Source organism: Marinomonas ushuaiensis DSM 15871 (genome assembly GCF_000521805.1).
Classification (GTDB): Bacteria; Pseudomonadota; Gammaproteobacteria; order Pseudomonadales; family Marinomonadaceae; genus Marinomonas; species Marinomonas ushuaiensis.
This window is the reverse complement of sequence record NZ_JAMB01000008.1, coordinates 128,967-151,285: the sequence shown is the minus strand read 5'-3', so window position 1 is coordinate 151,285 and position 22,319 is coordinate 128,967. Positions and strand designations below refer to the sequence as shown.

Here is a 22,319-nt window from a genome sequence, read left to right as displayed (position 1 = left end):
CTTTTTTATATTGAAAGAATCGCTAGGGATATTTCAAAGTTGGCTTAACTATTGAATGAGTCTTAACTGGTATTACTTTGTGTTTTGATTCTAACCGCTACGCTTTTTATGGCGGATATTGAATGCACTATCTCCAGTTTTATGCTTTATTTTAGTGCGCTTTAGCGCTTAGGATGTATATGGAAGACTTTTCTTGGTTACTTGTTACTTCAGCATTTGTTTTTATGATGCAAGCGGGTTTTTTATGCTTAGAAAGTGGCCGTATTCGTAGTAAGAATAGTATTAACGTTGCTGCAAAAAATATATCCGACTTCATAATTTCAACGACAATTTTTTGGCTTTTTGGTTTCGGTATTATGTTTGGTGATTCCGTCGCGGGGCTGTTTGGATCAAGTGATTTTTTATTTAATGAGAGACATACCCCTTGGGAATTTAGCTTTTTTATTTTTCAAATGATGTTCTGTGGGACGGCGGCAACTTTAGCTTCTGGTGCCGTCGCAGAACGAATGACTTTTATCGGTTATATAGCCATTACAGTGGTGTTAAGTACTCTTATTTATCCAATTGTGGGGCATTGGGCTTGGTCTGGTGTTTATAGTTCAGAAAGTTCACAAGGTTGGCTTGAGGCGTTAGGTTTTGTTGATTTTGCAGGGGCTACTGTTGTGCACTCAGTCGGTGGTTGGCTGGCATTGGCCGCAATTATAATCATTGGGCCTCGTATAGGTCGTTTTGATGAAGGTATACGCTTACCTCCTGGAAATAATCTTCCTTTGTCAGCACTTGGGGTCTTATTAATTTGGTTTGGTTGGTTTGGTTTTAATGGGGGGAGCACATTAGCATTAACCAATGATGTCCCAATGATTATTTTAAATACGTTTATTTCGGCTGCTTGGGGCGGATTAATCGCCGCATTGATTAATTATTTTCGTGATGGCTATATTGAAATTGGCTTTGTTCTTAATGGCACCATTGCTGGTTTAGTCGGAATAACAGCGGCATGTCATGTTGTTTCTCCAGGAGCATCTATCATTATCGGCGCTGTTTCCGGCGCTATTGTGTATTACGGTAGTCTACTTATGGAGAGGTGGCGCTTAGATGATGCGCTTGATGTGGTTCCTGCTCACCTATTTGCAGGAGTATGGGGAACGTTAAGTGTCGCTTTATTTGGGCAAACAGACAGAATTGATAATGCTCTTAGCTTTTCAGAGCAGTTATCGGTACAGCTTTTAGGTGTCATTGTAATTGGCTTGTATTGCTTCTTTATTGGTTACGCTTGTATGTGGCTTTTAAATCGTTTTATGCCATTGCGCGCGAGTAAAGAGCAAGAAGAGCAAGGATTGAATGTGGCAGAGCATCGGGCAACCACTGAACTATTTGATCTGCTAACGTCCATGCAATATCAACAAAATAATATAGACTTCTCTAAGCCTGTTCCAGAAGAGCCATTTACAGAAGTTGGTCAAATAGCACAGAAGTACAATCAAGTTATTAGTCGAGTCAATACTGAAATTGCTCAGCGAGATGATGCCTTAGCGCGTTTCCAAGAAAGTGAAATTCGAAAGTCGGCAATTTTAAATTCGTCTATGGATTGTATTGTAACGATCAATCGATTTGGTTCTGTTATGGAATTTAATCCAGCGGCAGAGCGCACTTTTGGTTGTTTAAAGAAACAAGTTGAAGGGAAAAGCTTTATAGGCTTATTTATTCTTGAAGAGGATAGGCAGGCAATTTTTGAGAGTTTGAACTCTGGCTTTTCTTCCAATGGATTAATATTGAACCGACGTAACCCTTTCCGTTTGCAAAGAGATCCAAATCATCATTTTCCAGCTGAAATAGCCATTACAAAAGCGAATGCCAAAGTATCATCTGAGAGTGAGTACACGCTTCATATTAGAGATATGACTCGTCACATGAAGCTCCAAGAAAAGTTGAAGCTTCTGGCTTACAGTGACCCTCTTACAGGTTTATATAATCGAACCTATTTAATGGACGCATTGGATAGTGCTTTGCTCTTCGCCACTAAAGAAAAAACGGTCGTGGGCTTGTTGTTTTTAGATTTGGATAATTTTAAACAAATTAACGATACATTAGGGCATAAAGCTGGCGATGAGCTTTTATGTGAGGTCGCAAAACGATTGCTGGATATTTCTAATGAATCGGATGTTATCTCCCGCTGGGGCGGTGATGAATTTGTTTTTATGATGACAAAAGAAGTCACCGAAAGTTGTCTTGTAGATCGTGCTCAGAAAATATTAGATGTCATGCGAGAGCCTATTCATTTAAGTGGACAAGATTTTTCGATTCCAACGAGTATCGGTATCTCATGCTCTAGTGATCAAACTACAGGCGCGGATAAACTGATTCAACAGGCTGATATTGCAATGTACTGCGCAAAAGAAAATGGTCGTGATAATGCGAAAATTTTTACCTCCGAGATGGCCAGCGTAGTCACTAAAAAATTCGGCGTCGAAAAAGAGATACATGAAGCGCTTTCGTTAAAGCAATTTACTTTAGCTTTTCAACCAAAAGTCTTTATGGAGAAAGAGAATATACTGGGTCTAGAGGCCCTTATTCGCTGGAATCATCCAATAAAAGGATACATCTCACCTGCTGATTTTATACCCATCGCTGAAGAGTCTAATTTAATTGATAAAATAGATGAATGGGTAATAGATCAAACATTGAAGCAGCAAAGAATATGGCGCGATAAAGGGATCGCTATTGTGCCAATTTCAGTAAATCTTTCAGGACGTCACTTGGTTTCTGATACTTTGGTTGCTTATATCTCAGAAGTGTTAGAGCGACATAAGATTGAAGGCAGCTTATTAGAAATTGAAATTACAGAAGGCATTTTACTGCAAGACATTCAGCGTTGTATCGATGTCATGAGAGAGTTAAAAGCGTTAGGTATTAAAATCTCAGTGGATGACTTTGGAACCGGTTATTCGTCATTGAGTTATTTGAGGCGTTTACCTTTAGACACGCTGAAGATTGATCAATCATTCGTAAGAGAGTGCGACAGTCATTTAGAGGACGGGAAAATTTGTGAAACTATTATTCATCTGGCGAAAAATCTGGAATTAGTGATTGTTGCGGAGGGTGTTGAAACCGCTCCGCAAGCAAAAAAATTGAAGTCATTAGGTTGTGAGATTTTTCAAGGGTACTACTATCATAAGCCAATGAGCAGTGAAAGTGTCGCCAAGCTACTTGCTAAGACTCACTAGGCTTCTGAGGTTCTTCGCGGTCACGTATCGTTTCCATAAGCTCCTGGTTCTGAGTTCTTTCTAACGGCTTTTTACGATAATGCAGAGCCGTTTTAGCGATCATATTTGCTGCAACAGGAGCCGTAATTAGCAGAAACAAAGTGATCAGCAATTCTTGTACAGAAAAGCTTCCTTTCAAATGACTTTGAAAGATCATAGAAGCCACTAATACTCCGGTAATACCCAGAGTCGATGCTTTGGTTGGGCTATGTAAGCGCATATAGATGTCTGGTAAACGAATTAAACCATAGGAGCCGATTAATAAAAATACGGCGCCAATGAGTAAAGATATACAGATGATAATTTCTAAATATAAAGGCATAACGAGTCCTATTCTATGATGTCGCCGCGAAGTAAGTATTTACATAGCGCAGCGGTACTAACAAACCCTAGCATGGCAATTAATAATGCGGCTTCAAAGTACAAAACGCTGCTAGCGTGAATTCCATACAGTAAAATTAGCGCAATAGCATTTATGTACATGGTGTCGAGCGCTAATATTCGATCTGATGTAGTTGGACCTTTCAATAGTCGCCACAAGTTCAAAATTAAAGCGATACAGATGAAAGCGGCGACAATGATTATGGTTATGTTTAGCATCCAAAAATCTCCTTGATTGGCATTTCATATCGCTGCTTGATAGATAGAATAAGCTCTTCTTCATTATCTAAATGAAGAGCATGAACATACAACCATGACTTATCTTTTGATACTTCTGCGCTGACAGTTCCGGGTGTTAGAGATACGGTGCTCGCTAAAAGAGTAATACCTAAATCTGAGTCTATGTTAATCGGAACAGCAACGAACCCTGGATTTAGCTTTTTAATTGGACCGATAATGAGCAGCGCCACTTCAACATTTGCGGTTAAAATGTCTTTCATTACCATGAGTACATAACGAATGGCCAACCAAGGTTTAAGGATCTTTGGATGTTCATCTCGCATACCACTGACTAGCCAAGGAATGGTAATGGCGAAAAATACAGCCAAAACTATGTGTCCTGCACTGATTGAATTGTTTAGTAATAACCAAACAGTAAAAAGTAACAGGCTATGAAACGGCATAGGAAATAACATTATGGGGTTACTCCTGGTAATAAGGCATAAGCTGAAGATTGTATGTCATGTAGGTAACTTGCCGCTTCTTGGGTGAATTCAGTGATATCACCACCGAATAGAACCAAAATTGGAGAGGCTAATAACAAAAGAGCAACAGACATTATTTCAGTCTTTTTAGCTGGCTCTGCTTCCGCAGCAACCGAACCATTATGCCGCCAAAACAAGGTCGTTCCTGCTCTTGAAAAAGTAATAAGGGCAGCTAAGCTTCCTAAAAGGATCAGAGGCCAAACCCACATGGTTTGCAGTGAAGATTGGGTTGCTTGCAAAATCATTACCTTGCCTACAAAGCCAGACAGTGGCGGCATGCCAACTAAAGCAAGCGCTGAAATAGCAAAAGCAAAACCTAATAACCTAGGTTGAACAAAAGGACGTGAATGTACGAATCGATCTTCAGCTTTGCCTCGTTGACGAGCCATCATATCAGCCAGTAAAAATAGGCCAGCAGACGCCAATGTACTGTGCACCATATAATATAAGGCTGCAGAGGTAGCGGCCTCGGAATTAATCGCTGCACACGCTAATAAACTACCACTCGAAACAATCACCAGGTTTGCGCTGAGGACCTTTAGACTTGGGCTAGCAAGAACACCAATACTGCCTATAGCAATCGTCAGTAATGCTAAAGGCCATAGCCAAGGTGTAGCAATGTTAGCAAGTTCGCCCGCATTTTCACCGAAGATAACCGTGTAGACACGAAAAATACTGTAAATGCCAACCTTGGTCATAATCGCAAAAAGAGCAGCAACAGGAGCACTAGCACTGGCGTATGTTTTTGGTAGCCAGAAATGCATAGGCAGCATGGCGGCTTTTAATCCAAATACAACTAAGAGCAAGAGCGCTCCAGTTTTTGCTAGTGTTGCTGTTTCACCTTCAAGTTGACCTACTTTAATGGCCATGTCGGCCATATTCAGCGTACCGAGTGTGCCGTATAAAATCCCTAAGCCGAACAAAAATAAGCTGGAGCCAACGAGGTTCAGAATCACATAATGCAATGTGGCTTGGGTTTTTTGTTTGCCGCCAGCATGAATCAACAGCGCGTATGAGGCGATCAACAAAACTTCAAAGAAGACGAATAAGTTGAAAATATCGCCCGTTAAAAAGGCACCGTTAATCCCCATGATTTGAAACATAAACAAGGGATGAAAATACGCCCCGCCTTTGTCTTTACCGCCAATGGCATACAAGATAACCGAAAAAGCTAGAAAGGATGTAAGCAAGACTAAAAGGCTGGAAACTTTATCAGCAATAAGTGAGATACCAAACGGTGCTTGCCAGCCACCCAATGCATAAACTTGAACACCACTGATATTGATTTCAAACAACAGCACAGCAGAAGACACTAGTAAGAATAAGGTGCCAACAACAGAGCAAACACGTTGAGAAGCGATATCCTTAGAGAAAGGTGGCAACAACATAATTGCGCCAAACAACAAAGGAATCAGAATAGGAAAAATGCTTAAGTGTTGCATTTATTGGTTTCCTCCTGATCTGTTTGATGCTTCATTAGGTTGCGCTGGTAAGTTGCCATCCACATGGTCATTACCTAAATCTGCTCGTGCTCGCATGGCTAGGATCACAGCAAAAGCTGTCATCGCGAAACCAATAACAATAGCGGTTAATACCAAGGCCTGAGGTAATGGGTCACTGTATTGTTCAGACTGGCCTAACACTACAGCGCTATTCAGTTTCAGTCTGCCACTGGCAAACAAGAATAAATTTACTGCGTAGGACAGTAATGTTAAACCGATAACCACGGAGAAACTGCGGCCTCGTAATGTTAGAAAGATGCCACAAGCGGTTAATAAACCGACGCAAAATGCGTATATACCTTCCATTAATCATGCTCCTTTTGGATAGGGCGCTCACTGGTCGTTAACTGGCCAAGATTGGCGAGAATCAACATGGTTGCACCAACCACTGTGAGGAAAACACCAAGATCAAATATCATGGCACTGGCTAACTCGAATTTACCAATGAGAGGTAAATAGAAATAATCGAACCAAGAGGAAAGGAAAGTATGGCCAAAAGCCCAGCTACCTAAACCGCTTAGTGTCGCGATACTAATGCCGGAACCTATCATGATTTGATAATCCAACTTGATACGCGTTTTAATCCAATCAACACCGTGAGCCACGTACTGCTGAATAATTGCTACAGAGGTGATAAGCCCAGCGATAAAACCACCCCCTGGCATATTATGTCCACGTAAGAATATATAGGCAGAGACGAGAAGCGCCAAAGGCAGCAGACTTTGAGAAATCACGGCTAATAGAATAGGGTGTCTGTCTTCTGACCAAGCAAGACCATTACCGTCAGTGGATGGCATAAATAAGCGCATTCGAGAAATTAATTTATAAATACCCAATGCCGCAATGCCTAGTACGGTGATTTCGCCAAGGGTATCAAAACCACGGAAATCGACCAGAATTACATTTACGACGTTTGTGCCACCGCCACCGGTTTTACTATTCTCAGTGAAGAAGGTAGAAATCGTATCAAGTGGTCGTGTCATTAAGGCGTAACAGATCGTACCGATTACACCACCAATCAATGATGCCAAGCTTAAATCACGAACAACACGGCGAGGAGAAGATTCCTTCGGTGTTTTCTGAGGTAAGAAAAACAATGCCAAAATAAGCAAAATCACCGTAACCACTTCCACAGATAACTGAGTCAATGCTAAGTCTGGCGCGGAGAACTGGGCAAAAGCCAAAGACACAATCAAACCAACGACAGACAAAGTAATCAGTGCGACGACCCGTCTTCTATGCCACAAGACAGTAGCAAGAGCCGAAATGCTTAATAAAACCGCACCAGTAATGGATAGAGCATCGACCGGAATTTCTGGACGTTGTCCTGCTGTGGCGTTTAGTTTTAGCAAAGATGACGCAGTCATCACGGCAGCAAGGCCTAAAGTGAAGAAAATATAACGTTGCAAAGAGCTATTTTCAGTAAAGGCAATAATACGACCTGCCTTACTGGCAATAGATTGGATAACGCCTTCGAATACCAACTTAGGGTCACTTTTTGGGAATTGAGCCTGAAACTTAAATAGATGAGATCGATTTTGATACATCACCAATCCACCAATGATAGCAATCACGCTCATCAAGAGAGGGAAGTTGAAGCCATGCCAAATCGCCAAGCTATAACTCGGTGCTTGAGTGTTTAACGTTGCGCTTGCTGCGGCGAATAAAAGATCGCCAACCATGAAGCCTGGAAAGATACCAACCAATAGACAAAGCGCGACTAATATTTCCACCGGAACACGCATATAACGTGGTGGCTCATGAGGTGTTTTTGGTAGGTTAATTGGCTCACCGTTAAAAAACACATCGTGAATAAAACGCATGGAATAGGCAACGGCGAAAATGCCACCCAATGTTGCCAGCACTGGAATAAGCCAAGACAAAGAGCCTAAAGATGCCTGATGGAGTGTTTCTGTGAAGAACATTTCTTTGGATAGGAAACCGTTCATTAATGGCACACCGGCCATAGACGCCGATGCCACCATAGCGAGAGTAGCGGTATAAGGCATATATTTCCACAAACCGTTTAACTGACGCATATCGCGCGAGCCTGATTCGTGGTCAATAATTCCTGCAGCCATAAATAACGACGCTTTGAAAATAGCATGGTTAATAATGTGGAAAACGGCCGCAACAGCCGCAAGGTCTGTCCCCATACCTAGCAATAAAGTAATAAGGCCTAAATGACTGATGGTAGAATTTGCTAAAAGCCCTTTTAAATCGTGTTGGAATAACGCGATATAAGCCCCCATCAAGAAGGTCGCGAGGCCAGTCAGAGTTACAATTAAGAACCACAAATCAGTATCGGCTAACGCAGGGTAAAAGCGCGCCATTAAGAAAATACCTGCTTTCACCATAGTGGCAGAGTGTAGGTAAGCACTAACTGGCGTCGGTGCAGCCATGGCATTTGGTAGCCAAAAGTGGAAAGGAAATTGTGCTGACTTGGTGAAAGCGCCAAGTAAAATCAATACAACAATAACCGGGTAGTTTGCACTGTCCTTAATAAAAGGGCCGCTATCTAAAATGTCTTGAAGACTAAAGCTTCCAACAGTATTACCTAAAATGAGTAAGCCAGCTAATAATGCTAAACCACCAGCACCTGTAATCGTAAGGGCCATTCTGGCACCTTTTCTGGCGTCGGCTTTATGGCCCCAGAAGCTGATTAGCAAGAATGAACTAATACTGGTTAATTCCCAGAAAAACCAAAGTTGAATTAAGTTATCTGATAACACTACGCCCAGCATGGCAAACATGAATAAGATTAGATAAGCGTAAAATTTTCCGATTGAATCTTGAGCTGAAAGGTAATAACGAGCGTACAGAATAACCAGTAAGCCAATGCCCAAAATAAGAATTGAGAACAACAAGGCTAATCCGTCTAAACGGAAGGCCAGTTCTAGCCCAATCGCAGGTATCCAAGGAATGGCGGCTTGAAAACGTTCGCCTTGAAAAATATCACCGGCATTGGAAAGTATTAAAAATAAGGTTAATGCAGGTAATGCAGCCGTCATAAACGCACAAGTAGTACGGCTAAAACGAGCAGTAAGAAGTGGAATTAATGTACCTAATAAAGGAAGAAAAGGCAGCCAGATCAGTGAACTCAATGGAAAAACTCCTTTTCAGTTAACGGAGGTACAGAATAAGTATTATATACGAGCATGATTGTTATCCTAACAAGCGGTCTCAATATGAGGTTTGTTCAATAAGATTAGGCGTTAAAGCAAATAATGCCGTTTGGCAACAAGCATAGCCGTTTACTAATAAAATCAATAGTCTAAAACCACCGACATCGAAAAATATCATAAATTAAACATCTAAATGATGACAAGTAAGAGTTTGAAAATTTAGAAAAGTTCCGCCTTCGAAGCCGGAATGAAATTTTGTTACTTTGCCCTTTTTTGTGATCATCCATTATTCATGATCTGGAAGGAATGTCGGATGGGCAATGGTTGTTCATAAGCTGCTACAACCTTCATTTCAAAAACGACATTATTTTAAGAGGCTTCAGAGATTTATTGTCTACTTGATGGCGTCATTGATGGTACTAGGTCGCAGGGTTATAGGGAAATGTGTAAAAAATGTTGAAAAAGAAAATAATGTTTAATTTTTTGAGAGGAACTGTAATAAAAAGTTACTTTTGTGCGACTAAGTTTATAGAAAGTTATGAAAAAAGCGTAATCTACTACTTAACTTATCGATATGAATTGAAAGCAGTCAGGGTGCCTTTATATCCGAGTGGGTATTTATCCAGAAGGAGCAGGGCTTCAAGTTTATTTTAATTAAAGGATCTGCATTGATTGCTGAACTACAAGCCTTTCTTGTCTCTGAAAGCGCATCAAGTGTCTTGTTGCTGTTTTCTGGCATTGTGTTGTTGTCTTACTTATCAGAAGACTTGGCAATCGTAACGGCAGGCTCATTAGCGGCGCAAGGGAATATGCAACCTTCCGCTGCCTTGTTGGCCATTTTTGTTGGTATTGCCAGTGGTGATCTTGGTTTATATTTTTTAGGTCATTTGGGCAGGCGAAGCCGTTACTTGCGGTATAAAGCATTAACTAATCGTTATTTCAAAATATTGCGAACTCGTTTGCATAAAGGCGTTTTTATTAATCTTTTTGTGATTCGTTTTGTTCCGGGATTGCGTACGATTGGGTTTACCCTCAGTGGTTTTTTTGCCATTCCGTTACCTTTTTTTATGTTTGCGGTTCTTTCGGCGACAGCCTTATGGACCATGATTATTTTCTCGATTATTTATTACTTGGGTAACCTTGCTTGGTTGCAAGCATCTCAGTACCAATGGGTTCTTATTCCTATTGCGGTTGGCGTTTTATTTATCGTCAATCGTTTAGTTAACAAATCATTATCAAAAGGTCTTTCATGAGTTCAACGCTTTTAATACCACCCCATAAAATTAATGCAGGTATGCCAGTGTTAGAAGCGGATACCAAACGTAGTATCTCGCCTTATGAATTTTTGCCCGCTTGGTTCTTTTATACGCCTGTTGTTTTGCAGAGTTTGGTTCAGGGTATTTTTTATCGTGACTTGCGTTTACCGCTTGTTGTAAATCCAAGCATCAAGTTAAGTGGCATGGTGGGTGAATCTAAACATGACATTATGAGTTTGGCTGGTTCCGTTGCTAAACCTTGGATTTCGCCTTTTACCACACTGACTAAAAATCATGGCTCATTAGAAAGCCAAACTCAGATGGCATTAACTGCGATGGGGAGCTTGTCATTAGACTTTCCATTGGTGGCAAAACCAGATTTAGGCTGTCGAGGTGTGGGTGTAAAATTGCTTAAAAGTGAAACGCAATTAGAGCAATACATTAATGACTTTCCTTTTGATGCTCGCTTTCTATTACAAGAAAAAGCGCCTTATCAAGCGGAAGCTGGTGTCTTTTATGTTCGTAATCCAGGAGAGTCACGAGGCAAGATTATCTCCATTACGTTGAAATATGCACCGTCAGTTATTGGTGATGGACAGCATACTTTAAAGGAGCTTATTGAGCTTTCACCACGCGCAGGTCAGCTTAGTCACTTATATTTTCCACGTCATACTGACAAATTAGATTGGGTGCCTGAAAAAGACGAAGAGTTTCAGCTTGGTTTTGCTGGCAGCCATAGTCGCGGCTCTATTTTTCGTGACGGAAATCAATACATCACTACAGAGTTAACGCAAAAACTTGATGAAATTCTTCATGATGTAGATGGTTATCACTATGGACGTTTAGATATTAAATTCGACAATCTTCATGACTTTATGAAAGGCGAAAAATTCACCATTTTAGAGTTAAACGGAGCAAGCAGTGAAGCGGCTCATATTTGGGACAGAAACACTCCACTTAAAACTATATTCGGAACCTTGCTGACACAATACAGATTGTTGTACGCCATTGGTGCGAAACAGAAAAAACGGGGTCATGTACCTCCTTCAATAAACAGCCTTTTAGCGGCTTGGCGTGAAGAAAAAAGCTTAACAGAGCAGTATCCTGAGACTGATTAAACGAAAGTGAAATAAGGCAAATAAGCGCGACAGACAATGTCTTCACTTATATTTATGACCAAAGAGAATAATGGGTATGTTTTCAATGATAAAAGAAACAGCAGCAGACAATGAACCTCAAGGTCGAGCGTTAGCTGTTTCTCTAGGCTGTATTGAAGCCTTAGAGCAAGGTAATGAATGTCTGAAATCCTTGAGTGATGACCAATATAACTGGGCGGCCGCTCCACATATTACCAGTACTATTGGTGAGCACTTCCGGCATTTACTGGATCTATTTCATGCAATTAACTTGGCCAATGGCAAGGTAATTGATTACAACTTTAGACGACGTGGTCACGCGGTAGAAAAATCTCGCGTAACGGCGATTAAAGAAATAGATCATTTGATTCATTGGTTAGAAAGTATGAGTCATGCTGAACTAGCTGCTCCCGTTACCATTTTGACTGAAGTGTCTATGACAGAAACACAAGCTCATTCTATGACGTCGACATTAGAGCGTGAACTGACGTTTGTTGCCTTGCATGCGAATCACCATTTTGCCATGGCAAAAGTGACGATCAGTTTATTGAATTTAAACATCAGTGATACTTTTGGTCTTGCGCCAAACACGCTTTCTTATTTGCGAGGCCAATAATCATGTGTTCTGTTTCTTGGTTAATTGATCAAAACGGCTACCAAATTTTTTTCAATCGTGATGAACAAAAAACGCGCGCACAGGCTTTGCCTCCTCGTACTCAGGAAATGGATGGTGTTAAGGTTTTGATGCCAATTGATCCTGTCGGACAGGGTAGTTGGATCAGTGTGAATGAGCATGGTGTGGCTTTATGTTTGTTAAATAATTATCAATGTGACAACCCAAAAGCTGCCTTGTTTAGTCGTGGCTTATTGTTAAAACATTTATCAAAAGAAATCAGTGTGGATGGTGTTTGTAACGCTTTTCAGCTTTTAACCTTGCCTCAATTTGCACCTTTTATTTTGTTGGCTTTTGACTTAAACCTATTAGATAGAAAGACCCGTGTTATGGCGTTAGAGTGGAACGGTTCAGAGTCTGTTATCCACCCAACGGATTCGCCCTTATTTTCGTCTGGTGTTGATTTGCCACAGGTTACAGCAACTCGTAAGTTGGCTTATCAACAGATTGTTGGTGAAAAACCGACTCAGAGTTCTTTGTTGATGTTCCATAAGCAGCATCATTATGAGGAATCTCATAAGTCTGTGTGCATGCACCGTGAAGACGCAGAAACCGTTAGTTTCACTCATATTATTGTGACGCCTCAAGGGCAAGAAATGCGCTATGTGGCCGGCTCTCCTTGTATGAACTTGACGACCGAAGCCTTGTTACAAGGTACGCATAAATTACCGAATCGAAAATCAGTCGCTATACCTGCCTAGGTTACCGACTTAGATCGCACTTTTAACTGTTCATTTTAGGAGAGAGGTATGAAAATAATATTGGCAGTGGTGCTGCTTTTTGTAAGTCATTTTAGTTACGCTGCAGATGCAATATACACAGGCTTTTTTAGCAATAAAGCCGTAAGTGGTTATGACACGGTAGCTTACTTTACAGATAATCAGCCGATTAAAGGTAGTTCAGAATTTCAAGTAGAGTATCAAGGCGCAGATTGGTTTTTTGTGTCCAAAAAACACCTAGATATGTTTAATGCAGATCCAGAAAAATACGCACCACAGTATGGTGGATATTGTGCTTGGGCAATTTCTGATCAAAATGATTTTGCGTCTTCAGATCCTCAGCAATGGGCGATTGTCGACGGAAAGCTTTACCTGAACTACAGTAAAGATGTTAAAGAAAAATGGGATGCTGATCGTGTATTACACATTCAACAAGCTGACAAAAACTGGCCAAAATTAATTACTAAATAGAGAGAATTCCAATGACATTTAAACCAATGAAACACATACCTGCGATTTTTATCGGATTTGTATTTGTACAGTCTTTGTTTTTCAAATTCACAGGCTCATACGAAACAAACTATATATTTGGCACCTTAGGCGAATGGTCAGGGCTGACTTTGTTCGCTGATTATGGTGCTTACGTCATTGGTACGGCTGAGCTTATCGCAACGCTTCTACTTTTCTCTCGTTTTCATGGTCTTGGTGCTTTGATGGCTGTCGGTGTTATGTCTGGTGCGATCATTTTTCACCTATTCACGCCGCTTGGTGTCATCATGCCTGAGTTCAACGAAGTCGGTGAGATTGTTGGTTACGATGGTGGTTTACTGTTTGGTATGGCGTGTTTGGTTTGGTTGTCTGCGGTTTTTCTTTCACTGCGCGATTTAAAAGATGAAACAGGGACATTGAACAAGTTATATGGCGTCATTTTTAAGAAAGAGAACACTTTATGATCGAAAGTCCTTTTCGTTTACCAAGAGTTACGCCGTTTGGTATAGGAGAACGCTTTTTGGAATGGATGACAGGGCTCAGTAAGCTGGATGGTTTCTACCAGCAGCGACCTGAAACCACATCCACTTTTGAGTTTATGAACTACACATTGAAAGCTCTCAATGTGGAATACAGCATTGCCACTGGGTCTCTGGATAATATTCCCAAAGAAGGTCCAGTTGTTATCGTGGCGAATCACCCGTTAGGTGCTATTGAAGGCGTGATCGTCGCAGATATGCTGGCTTCCGTTCGCCAAGACGTCAAAGTATTGGCAAATGAAATGTTGAAACGCCTTCCTGAGATTAGCGATCTTTTTATCGGTGTTAATGTTTTTGGCGGCGAAAAAGCACGAAAAACCAATAGCTTAGCAATTCGTGAAGCAAACCAGCATTTAGCCGATGGCGGTTTGTTGGTATTATTTCCTGCCGGTGAGGTATCGACTTACCCAAAAGGCAGCAAAGTATTGGCTGATGTCGAATGGCGTAATTCGGTAGCGAAATTTATCAATCGTAGCCAAGCGACAACCGTACCTATTTTTGTTGATGGCAAGAACAGTGCTTTATTTTATCAAGCTGGACGTGTGCATCCCTTATTACGCACGGCGTTACTTGGTAAAGAGTTACTAAACAAACAATCTAAAAACATAGCGCTGTCTATTGGCAGCGCTATTCCTTTTTCTGAATTAAAAAATTTTGATGAAGAAAAAGACTTGGTGAATTATCTTAGACTCAACACCTATTTGATGAGCCCAGACCATGAACAAGTGCAAAAGTCGTCATCTCAAAATAACAATCAACCGATCATTGCTCCCATTGAGAAAGAACAACTGATAAGCGAGTTGGCTCAGTTGCCAATGGATGCTTTATTGTTAGAGCAAGGTGACTTTGCCGTTTACTGTACACCGACTACGGCGATTCCTAACTTGATGCAGGAAATTGGCCGTATTCGCGAAGAAAGTTTCCGAGGTGTTGGCGAAGGAAGTGGTTTAGCTTGCGATATTGATCAATACGATGAGTATTACCAGCAATTGTTTGTTTGGCATAAAATAGACAAGCAAATAGTTGGATCATATCGTTTAGGTTTTGTTGATAAGCTGCTCAAAGAGCGTGGTCTAGATGGTTTGTACTCTCGCAGTTTATTTCATTACGATCAAGCCTTCTTAGATACGTTAGATAACAGCATTGAAGTAGGGCGTTCTGTGGTGGCCGAAGCATATCAGAGGAACTTAAACTCTTTGCTTATGTTGTGGAAAGGCATTGCGGCATTGATGTCACGATACCCTAAATACACTCACCTTTTTGGTCCAGTTAGTATTAGCAATGACTACAGCGAAAATGCCCGACAACTGATGGCGCAAACCTTGTCTTTACACCACTATGATCAAGAAAAAGCACAACTGGTAAATGCCTCTACGCCGTTGCGTAAAAGAGGATCGGAATTCTGGCAACCGAATTTGTTGTCTGCGTTGGCCAGTGTTGAGCTACTGTCAAAAATACTGTCTCGTATGGAGCAAGGCAAAGGGCTTCCTGTTTTATTGCGTCAATATTTGAAAATGAATGGCAAGCTGGTTTGTTTCAATGTTGATCCTGCATTTCACGATACATTAGACGGTTTAATCGTTGTTGATTTACGCAAAGTGCCGCTGAAAACCCTTGGGAAATACATGGGCAGACAAGCAGCAGAGGATTACTTCTCTTTTCACGGCAAATAGTTATTTGAATTAAATGGCAGGCATAAAAAAACCACCCTAAGGTGGTTATTTATGTGATGCTTCATACGTGCATCCAGTTCCCTTTCAAAGTGCAAACTCTCTAAAAGACAACCGTATTATTGGTGGAGACGGGGGGGATCGAACCCCCGTCCGTCAGTCCTCTGCCATCGGCTCTACATGCATAGTCACTTCTATTATTTGACCACGAACCGCCCGAAGGACAGGGTGTTAATGGCGAGCCTACTTAGTCTTAGAACCTTATCCCTAGGCGGGGCATCAGTTAGCATCTCGTAATTTATGATACTGTAGAATCTCTGGCTACAAGCAACCTGAGTACAGCACACTAGCAGCGGTTTAGGCTGCTAAAGCGTAGTTTTCGTCGTTTGCGACTATAAAATTGATGCGGGGGATTAACGAGATCACGCATCACTCTCGACATGCACCTTTGGGTTTGTAACCGACGTCGAAACCATGTCGTCCCCAAGATGTAGCGCAATTCTAGCCCAAACAATATGCTTACGCTAGAGTTAACGCTGAATTGCTTTCTTTCTTCACTATTCGATCTTGGTGTTTTTTACTTTAACGCTTTAATCTTAATTGTTTGATCTAAGTGTTAGGCGTGTTTCATTAATCGTTCTTTGTCTCGTGACCAATCACGATCTCGTTCGGTATCACGTTTGTCGTGTTCTTTCTTACCGGTTACGAGTGCCACTTCGCATTTGATTTTATTGCCTTTCCAGTACAGCGCCATGGCCGCACAGGTTTTGCCTTTTTGCTCGGTAACTTGAATTATTTTATCAAGTTCCTTGCGATTAAGGAGCAATTTACGTTGACGCATTGGTTCACAGACTACGTGTGTTGAAGCACTAAGTAGTGGTGTGATACGTGCGCCAACAAGCCACGCTTCATTTTGGTGGATGATAACGAAAGAGTCGACTAATTGGGCTTTGCCTTCGCGCAGACTTTTTACTTCCCAACCAGACAAAACCAATCCGGCTTCGAATTTTTGGTCAACAAAATAATCGTATTTTGCACGTTTATTGAGCGCGATTGTGCCTGTACTGTTGGATTTTTTCTTTACTTTACTCATAGTGTGAAATTATACGGTCGATAGAGGTAAAAACCTATGCTTTTCTTGAGGTATGAGCTCGAATGTAAGAAAATTCATACCTGTTACTTATTTGTTCGGCTAGGTGTTGCGAATGTGTCGCCACGTTTGTGTTTTCTTCCTATCCTTTAAAACACTTGTTGTTATTTAGAGCTTAATTTATGCCTGAAAATCGATGTTTACAAGGTATCTGGTCTAGTCCGTGGATATTTATTTTTGCCGCCAGTGGATCTGCTGTTGGATTGGGGAATATTTGGAAGTTTCCTTATGTGCTTGGGCAAAATGGCGGCGGTGCATTTTTGCTTGTCTACTGTTTGTGTTTGCTGCTGGTTGGTTTGCCTGTGTTGATGGCGGAAGTGGCGTTAGGGCGTACGGTTCGTTCTAACCCTATTGATACAGTTAATGATTTGAGTGAACGTCGTATCGTACATTCTGCTTGGGTGTTTGTGCCTTGGCTTGCGGGTGTGACAGGTTTTTTGATTCTGACATTTTATAGTGTAATTGCCGGTTGGGCGCTGGCGTATTTAGAGCGTGCGATATCGGGTGATTTTCAGGGGCTAGATCAAGTTGGCGCGTCCAGCATGTTTACTGCTTTATTGAAAGAACCTGTTGAAATGTTGTTATGGCATTCTGTCTTTATGGTGTTGGTCGTTATAACTGTTGGGCAATCTGTTACGCGCGGTTTGTCTGCGGTTGTTCGAGTTTTATTGCCTATCCTTGTTGTGGCTTTGGGTTTATTGGCGGTTTATTCAATAACAGTTGGTGATATGCCGGCCACATTGAAGTTTATGTTTCAGTGGGCTTGGCAAGATATTACGTTTGAGGTGGTATTGGCTGCTGTCAGTCTAGCCTTGTTCAGTCTGAGCGTCGGTATGGGCGCGATGTTTGCCTACGGTGCGTATATTAATAAGCGTATGTCGATTGCTCGTGCATGCAGTATTGTAGTTGGTGTGGACTTGTTAGTGGCTTTGCTTGCTGGTTTGGTGATTTTTCCGTTGGTTTTTGCGTTTCAAATTGATGTGGAAGCAGGACCAAGTTTAACCTTTGTGTCTTTGCCTATTATTTTTGGTAATTTACTTGGTGGTCAATTTTTTGCGAGCGTGTTTTTTCTATTGCTCGTTGTCGCAGCATTAACTTCAGCAATATCGATGTTGGAGTTGTTTGTCGCTTGGTTACATGAGAAGTTTTACATGGCGCGAATTAAAGCCGCATTTCTCACTGGATTAGCTGTTTGGTTTATTGGTATTGCGGTGTTGTTATCCTTTAATCATTGGGACAGTGAAATTGTCTTTAATCTGAATTTCTTTGAATTGTTAGATGTCTTCACGTCTTTGGTGCTTTTGCCATTGAGTGCGATTTCACTGTCTATTTTGGTTGCTTGGTTTATTCCTCGTCCTATGTTACAGAATGAGATGATTACAAAGCAGTCGAGCCACTTCCAATGGTTTTATAAAACATTGAAATATATCAGTATCCCAGCAATGATCGTGATTACCGTTGCTGGTTGGATAGGAGTTTAGTTTGAGTAGTATAGAACGCTTTGCTCATGTTAATTATAGTTGTGAGCAAATGTTTTCCTTGGTAAACGATGTTAATGGTTATCCAGAGTTTTTACCTGGTTGTTTGGATTCTACTTTGATTTCACAAACATCAACGGAGCTTGTTGCATCCTTAGTAGTTGGTAAAGGACCAATGACTCAATCTTTTACAACTAAAAATTTCTTGGAAGAGTTTAATAGAATAGAAATGACGTTAGTAAAAGGGCCTTTCAAACGCTTGCATGGCGTTTGGACATTTACTGAATTATCGCCAACAAGTTGTAAGGTTACCTTGTCTATCGATTTTGAGTTAAGCGGTATGCTGAAATTTGCGTTTGGTGGGGTGTTTAGTCAAATTGCGAATTCGATGGTGGATTCTTTTAGCAAACGAGCAAAAGTGGTGTACGGTGAGTAGTATGAGAATAGAAGTAGCTTATGCTTTGCCTGAGAAGCAAAAAATTGTGTCATTAGAAGTAGAAGAAGGTTGTACCGTACGTGATGCGGTTCGTCGTTCTAATATTAATGTTTTCTTTCCAGATGTGGATTTGGAAACAGTGAAAGTTGGTATTTTTGGTAAATCGGTACGTAACCCAGAAGAGCAAGCTTTAAAAGAAGGTGAGCGTATTGAGTTGTATCGAGAATTGCTCGTTGACCCTAAACAAGCTAGGGCCAATCGTGCAGCAAAAACAGCTAAAGACTAGTTGTTTTTAATTTGTTTTAAAACGCCATCACTAAATGTTAGTGTTAGGTCGTTTACATCGCTTGTTTTGGTGTCTGGTGTTGCGTTGCGAGCAGTGTATAGGTAGTGCCATTCGTTTGCTTTGAAGGTGTCTTTTACCATTGGTGTTCCTAATAGGTAAGTGACTTGAGATTCGGACATACCAATTTGTAACTGTGATAGTTGTTCCTGCGCTATAAGGTTGCCTTGTGTGACTGGAACTTTATACGGAGGCGGAAATAAACCGCACGCGCTAATTAAAAGTGTGATGCATAGTATAAAAGCTAATTTTTTCATTTGTATTATCCTTACTTTGGTATGCTAATGATAAAGTAATTATCAACAAGAACGAATAGAGAATGACTCATGACTAGTGAAAATCAAGAGCTAAAGAAAGCTGGACTCAAGGTAACCTTACCACGAGTGAAAATTTTACAAATCCTTGAAGGTGCGGGCGACCGTCATATGAGTGCCGATGATGTGTATCGTACGCTACTTGATCAAGGTGAAGATGTTGGTTTAGCGACCGTTTATCGTGTATTAACTCAATTTGAAACCGCTGGTTTGGTTCAGCGTCATCACTTTGAAGCTGGCACGGCGGTCTTTGAGCTAGCGAAAGGCGACCATCATGATCATATGATTTGTTTAGAAAGTGGCCGAGTGATTGAGTTTGTTGATCCTATTATTGAAAAACGTCAGCATGAAATTGCTAAAGAGCATGGTTTTGAAATTGAAGACCATAGTTTGATTTTGCACGTGCGCCCAAAGAAAAAGTAAGTGCTTTTTAGGCGACGTTGTCTTCTAAGCTATCATTGTCGGAAAGATATTGTATTTTAAAAGTAACCTATTTATTAAACGGGTTATCTAATAAAAAAGGAGGTTGAGCCAATGCTTAACCTCCTTTTTTTACACTACCGTTTTATCTTGATTTATTGAAGTTGCACGTTGCCCAGCATTTCTCTGGCGTGAGCAAGGGTTTGTTCAGTGAGCTCCAAGCCGCCTAGTAAGCGCGCGATTTCCTGTGTGCGATTTTGATCCTTGAGTAACTCTACTTGCGAAGAGGTTGCTTCATCAGAAATGTTTTTGCTAACACGTAGATGTTGATTGCCTTGTGCAGCGACCTGAGCCAAATGTGTCACGCAGAATACTTGGCCGCGTTTCCCGACCGAGCGCAACATGCGCCCGACGACTTCTGCAATACCACCACTGATACCGACATCGACCTCATCGAAAACCAGAGTTGGTATAATAGAAGTGTGCGCCGTAACTACTTGAATGCCCAAACTAATACGAGAAAGCTCACCACCTGATGCGACTTTACGTAATGGTTGAGCAGGTTGGCCTGGGTTTGATGCAATCATGTATTCAATATCTTCAAAGCCATTCGCAGTTACTTGGTTTAATGGCTGGCACTGAATAAAGAAACGCGCATAAGGCATGCCTAAACCGTGAATTTGTTCTTCTACTTTTTGCGCAAGATTATCTTTGGCTATGATGCGTTTTTCTGTCAGTGTCGTGGCTAGTGCTGTGAGTTTTTCATAAGCCTGCTCTTCTTTCTCTTTTAAAGACTCTAGGCTTTCGTCATTGCCTTGTAATCTTGCTAGCTCTGTTTCAACACTTTCTCTTAAAGAAAGCAGCGCTTCTGGAAGCATTCTATGTTTACGAGCGGTTTCATAAATGTCCGATAAACGTCGTTCGATGTCCGTCAGGCGCTCTGGGTTTTGCTCCAAGGTATCTTGATAGTGGTGAAGGCTGTCGGCTGCTTCTTGAGCTTGAATTAATGCCGCGTTCATCATTTCTAATGCGCTTTCTAATTCTTTTGTTGCTGGGCGAATTTGGCTGGCATTATTCAGTGCTTGATGAAGTAAAGAACAAACATTGCCTTCGTCGCTATCAATTAGAATGTTACTTGCTTGGTACGCTTTGAACTGGGAGTCGGCAATGTTGGATAAAAACGTCTGTTCTGTTTCCAGTGTTTCAATTTCACCTTCTTTTAAATCTAATCGTTCTAGTTCTTGTGCTTGGTAGGACAAAAGTTGAATTTTAGCGTTTTGTTCAGAAGATCGATTTTGCTGAGCAGACAGAGCTTCTTTTAATTGCCGCCAAGTCGCATGTTGGGCACTTACCTTTTTTGTGAGATCTGTGAGTTTGCCATACTCATCAACCTGCTGCCTTTGGGCATTTTTTTTCAATAGAGACTGGTGTTCGTGTTGACCGTGAATATCGACTAATTGGCTGCCAACTTCTTTTAGGTCGCTTAAAGTGCAAGGGCGACCATTAATGTAAGCTTTTGATCGACCTTCCTTGCTAATTACGCGGCGTAATATGCAATGCTGATCATGCTCTAAGTCTCTTTCTTCAAGCCATTTTTGGACGTGTGGATGTAGTTGAATGTCGAAGCTAGCGCTGATATCGGCTTTTTTCTCTCCATGTCTTACGACAGAAGCATCGGTGCGATCACCTAAACAAAGCGATAAGGCGTCCACCATGATGGATTTACCCGCACCGGTTTCACCTGAAATAACAGTCATGCCTTGTTTAAACTCAAGTTCTAACGCTTCAACAATAGCAAAATTGGATATAGCGATGCTAGTCAGCATAGAGGGCTCCAAGAAAGAAAAAATACATATGGTTATTTATACAGTATTTGGTTGTTTTTTGACAAGTGTCGTTAGCATATTTAATTCCCATGAAATTAATGCGGTTTTACTGTTGAAAGGTAAAAAGCTGACCCCATATAACCAGCACAGAGAATGAATTGTTTCTGTTATTTGGAGTAAAAGATGAGTAATCAGCCAAAAAATCCTAACCTAGAAACGGAGCCAGATTTGAAAAGCGAAACGCAAAACGAAGCAGTAGAAGAGCTTTTAGAGCCTGAAGCAGAGCTTTTAGAAGAAGTGACCGAAAATGATGAGCTTGCTAAAGCATTGGAAGAGGTTGCTCAATACAAAGAAGCAGCACTTCGTGCCCACGCTGATGCGCAAAATGTTCGTCGTCGTGCTGAGCAAGATGTTGAAAAAGCGCACAAGTTTGGTATTGAAAAATTTGCCAAGGCTATTGTTAGTGTTGCGGATAACCTAGAACGAGCTTTGACGTCCACGCCTGCAACCGGTGAAGAAGATCTTGTTCGTGAAGGCGTTGAGCTAACACTGAAAGATTTGCTTGAAACCTTGGCGCGCTTCGAAGTAAAAGTCGTTGATCCACATGGCGAACCTTTCAACCCAGAATTGCACCAAGCGATGACAATGGTACCGAATCCAGAATTAGAACCGAATACGGTAATGGATGTAGTACAGAAGGGTTACACGCTTCAAGGTCGCTTATTGCGCCCTGCAATGGTCGTGGTTTCAAGCGCAGCTTAATTGACTGTCATTTTTTTGACAGTAGGCGCTTGAAATACTCAGAAGCGTACCCAAATACAGAACTATCAACGAA

The 22,319-nt window shown here is 41.2% G+C and carries 22 protein-coding genes and 1 other RNA gene; 13 read left to right on the top strand and 10 right to left on the bottom strand.

Going from position 1 to position 22,319, the window contains the following annotated elements:
- Window positions 1–179 precede the first annotated feature (179 nt).
- Window positions 180–3,224, top strand: a complete 3,045-nt coding sequence (amt, locus tag MUS1_RS10445; protein ID WP_036162258.1) for an ammonium transporter — start codon at window positions 180–182, stop codon at window positions 3,222–3,224.
- On the opposite strand, the gene MUS1_RS10440 is transcribed toward amt, so the two are convergent.
- Genes MUS1_RS10440 through MUS1_RS10415 form a run of 6 tightly spaced genes read right to left on the bottom strand, consistent with a single transcriptional unit; the run spans window position 3,211 to window position 9,014 of the window.
- Window positions 3,211–3,585 (bottom strand): Na+/H+ antiporter subunit G, encoded by a 375-nt coding sequence (locus MUS1_RS10440; RefSeq protein WP_036162257.1) that lies wholly within the window; start codon window positions 3,583–3,585, stop codon window positions 3,211–3,213. The genes amt and MUS1_RS10440 overlap by 14 nt on opposite strands.
- An 8-nt stretch (window positions 3,586–3,593) precedes the next feature.
- Window positions 3,594–3,863: a K+/H+ antiporter subunit F gene (locus tag MUS1_RS10435; RefSeq protein WP_036162255.1), complete on the bottom strand. Its 270-nt coding sequence runs from the start codon at window positions 3,861–3,863 to the stop codon at window positions 3,594–3,596.
- Complete coding sequence (locus MUS1_RS10430) at window positions 3,857–4,342, bottom strand: Na+/H+ antiporter subunit E (RefSeq protein ID WP_084035603.1); 486 nt, start codon at window positions 4,340–4,342, stop codon at window positions 3,857–3,859. The genes MUS1_RS10435 and MUS1_RS10430 overlap by 7 nt, the downstream gene beginning before the upstream one ends.
- Window positions 4,339–5,850 (bottom strand): monovalent cation/H+ antiporter subunit D, encoded by a 1,512-nt coding sequence (locus tag MUS1_RS10425; RefSeq protein ID WP_036162252.1) that lies wholly within the window; start codon window positions 5,848–5,850, stop codon window positions 4,339–4,341. The genes MUS1_RS10430 and MUS1_RS10425 overlap by 4 nt, the downstream gene beginning before the upstream one ends.
- Window positions 5,851–6,216, bottom strand: a complete 366-nt coding sequence (locus tag MUS1_RS10420; RefSeq protein ID WP_036162250.1) for a Na+/H+ antiporter subunit C — start codon at window positions 6,214–6,216, stop codon at window positions 5,851–5,853.
- Window positions 6,216–9,014: a monovalent cation/H+ antiporter subunit A gene (locus MUS1_RS10415; protein ID WP_036162249.1), complete on the bottom strand. Its 2,799-nt coding sequence runs from the start codon at window positions 9,012–9,014 to the stop codon at window positions 6,216–6,218. The genes MUS1_RS10420 and MUS1_RS10415 overlap by 1 nt, the downstream gene beginning before the upstream one ends.
- Window positions 9,015–9,703: 689 nt before the next feature.
- Between MUS1_RS10415 and MUS1_RS10410 the strand changes: the two genes are divergently transcribed.
- The 7 genes from MUS1_RS10410 (at window position 9,704) to MUS1_RS10380 (ending at window position 15,520) form a co-directional block, all read left to right on the top strand.
- Window positions 9,704–10,288: a DedA family protein gene (locus MUS1_RS10410; RefSeq protein WP_084035602.1), complete on the top strand. Its 585-nt coding sequence runs from the start codon at window positions 9,704–9,706 to the stop codon at window positions 10,286–10,288.
- Complete coding sequence (locus MUS1_RS10405) at window positions 10,285–11,409, top strand: hypothetical protein (protein WP_036162246.1); 1,125 nt, start codon at window positions 10,285–10,287, stop codon at window positions 11,407–11,409. The genes MUS1_RS10410 and MUS1_RS10405 overlap by 4 nt, the downstream gene beginning before the upstream one ends.
- Before the next feature lie 76 nt (window positions 11,410–11,485).
- On the top strand, window positions 11,486–12,043 hold the full coding sequence (locus tag MUS1_RS10400) for a DinB family protein (protein ID WP_156924883.1): 558 nt from the start codon (window positions 11,486–11,488) through the stop codon (window positions 12,041–12,043).
- 2 nt (window positions 12,044–12,045) lie between these two features.
- Window positions 12,046–12,801, top strand: coding sequence for an NRDE family protein (locus tag MUS1_RS10395; RefSeq protein ID WP_036162245.1), 756 nt, complete (start codon window positions 12,046–12,048; stop codon window positions 12,799–12,801).
- Between the two features lie 48 nt (window positions 12,802–12,849).
- Complete coding sequence (locus MUS1_RS10390; RefSeq protein WP_036162244.1) at window positions 12,850–13,290, top strand: YHS domain-containing (seleno)protein; 441 nt, start codon at window positions 12,850–12,852, stop codon at window positions 13,288–13,290.
- A gap of 11 nt (window positions 13,291–13,301) precedes the next feature.
- Window positions 13,302–13,772, top strand: a complete 471-nt coding sequence (locus tag MUS1_RS10385; RefSeq protein ID WP_036162242.1) for a hypothetical protein — start codon at window positions 13,302–13,304, stop codon at window positions 13,770–13,772.
- On the top strand, window positions 13,769–15,520 hold the full coding sequence (locus MUS1_RS10380) for a bifunctional lysophospholipid acyltransferase family protein/GNAT family N-acetyltransferase (RefSeq protein ID WP_036162240.1): 1,752 nt from the start codon (window positions 13,769–13,771) through the stop codon (window positions 15,518–15,520). Before MUS1_RS10385 ends, MUS1_RS10380 begins: the two co-directional genes overlap by 4 nt.
- Window positions 15,521–15,640: 120 nt before the next feature.
- On the opposite strand, the gene ssrA is transcribed toward MUS1_RS10380, so the two are convergent.
- Window positions 15,641–16,002: a transfer-messenger RNA gene (gene ssrA / locus MUS1_RS15935) on the bottom strand.
- A gap of 131 nt (window positions 16,003–16,133) precedes the next feature.
- Window positions 16,134–16,610: an SsrA-binding protein SmpB gene (gene smpB, locus MUS1_RS10375; RefSeq protein WP_036162239.1), complete on the bottom strand. Its 477-nt coding sequence runs from the start codon at window positions 16,608–16,610 to the stop codon at window positions 16,134–16,136.
- A 179-nt stretch (window positions 16,611–16,789) separates the two neighbouring features.
- Here smpB and MUS1_RS10370 point away from each other — a divergent pair, with 179 nt between their 5' ends.
- From MUS1_RS10370 to MUS1_RS10360, 3 genes are read left to right on the top strand one after another with little or no spacing between them, the layout of a single operon-like run.
- On the top strand, window positions 16,790–18,148 hold the full coding sequence (locus tag MUS1_RS10370) for a sodium-dependent transporter (protein ID WP_036162237.1): 1,359 nt from the start codon (window positions 16,790–16,792) through the stop codon (window positions 18,146–18,148).
- Between the two features lies 1 nt (window position 18,149).
- Window positions 18,150–18,581, top strand: coding sequence for a type II toxin-antitoxin system RatA family toxin (locus MUS1_RS10365; protein ID WP_036162235.1), 432 nt, complete (start codon window positions 18,150–18,152; stop codon window positions 18,579–18,581).
- 1 nt (window position 18,582) lies between these two features.
- Window positions 18,583–18,867 carry an RnfH family protein gene (locus tag MUS1_RS10360; RefSeq protein ID WP_036162233.1) on the top strand — a complete coding sequence of 95 codons (285 nt, stop codon included), beginning with the start codon at window positions 18,583–18,585 and terminating at the stop codon, window positions 18,865–18,867.
- On the opposite strand, the gene MUS1_RS10355 is transcribed toward MUS1_RS10360, so the two are convergent.
- The gene (locus MUS1_RS10355) at window positions 18,864–19,181 is read right to left on the bottom strand and encodes an outer membrane protein assembly factor BamE (protein WP_036162231.1); all 318 of its coding nucleotides are present in this window, start codon (window positions 19,179–19,181) and stop codon (window positions 18,864–18,866) included. The two genes, MUS1_RS10360 and MUS1_RS10355, sit on opposite strands and share 4 nt — an antisense overlap.
- A 69-nt stretch (window positions 19,182–19,250) precedes the next feature.
- On the opposite strand from MUS1_RS10355, the gene fur reads away from it, so the two are divergent.
- Window positions 19,251–19,661, top strand: coding sequence for a ferric iron uptake transcriptional regulator (gene fur / locus MUS1_RS10350; RefSeq protein WP_036162230.1), 411 nt, complete (start codon window positions 19,251–19,253; stop codon window positions 19,659–19,661).
- Window positions 19,662–19,813: 152 nt separating this feature from the next.
- On the opposite strand, the gene recN is transcribed toward fur, so the two are convergent.
- On the bottom strand, window positions 19,814–21,484 hold the full coding sequence (recN, locus tag MUS1_RS10345) for a DNA repair protein RecN (protein WP_036162228.1): 1,671 nt from the start codon (window positions 21,482–21,484) through the stop codon (window positions 19,814–19,816).
- Window positions 21,485–21,667: 183 nt separating this feature from the next.
- Between recN and grpE the strand changes: the two genes are divergently transcribed.
- Window positions 21,668–22,246, top strand: a complete 579-nt coding sequence (gene grpE, locus MUS1_RS10340; RefSeq protein ID WP_036162227.1) for a nucleotide exchange factor GrpE — start codon at window positions 21,668–21,670, stop codon at window positions 22,244–22,246.
- The last annotated feature ends 73 nt before the right edge of the window (window positions 22,247–22,319 follow it).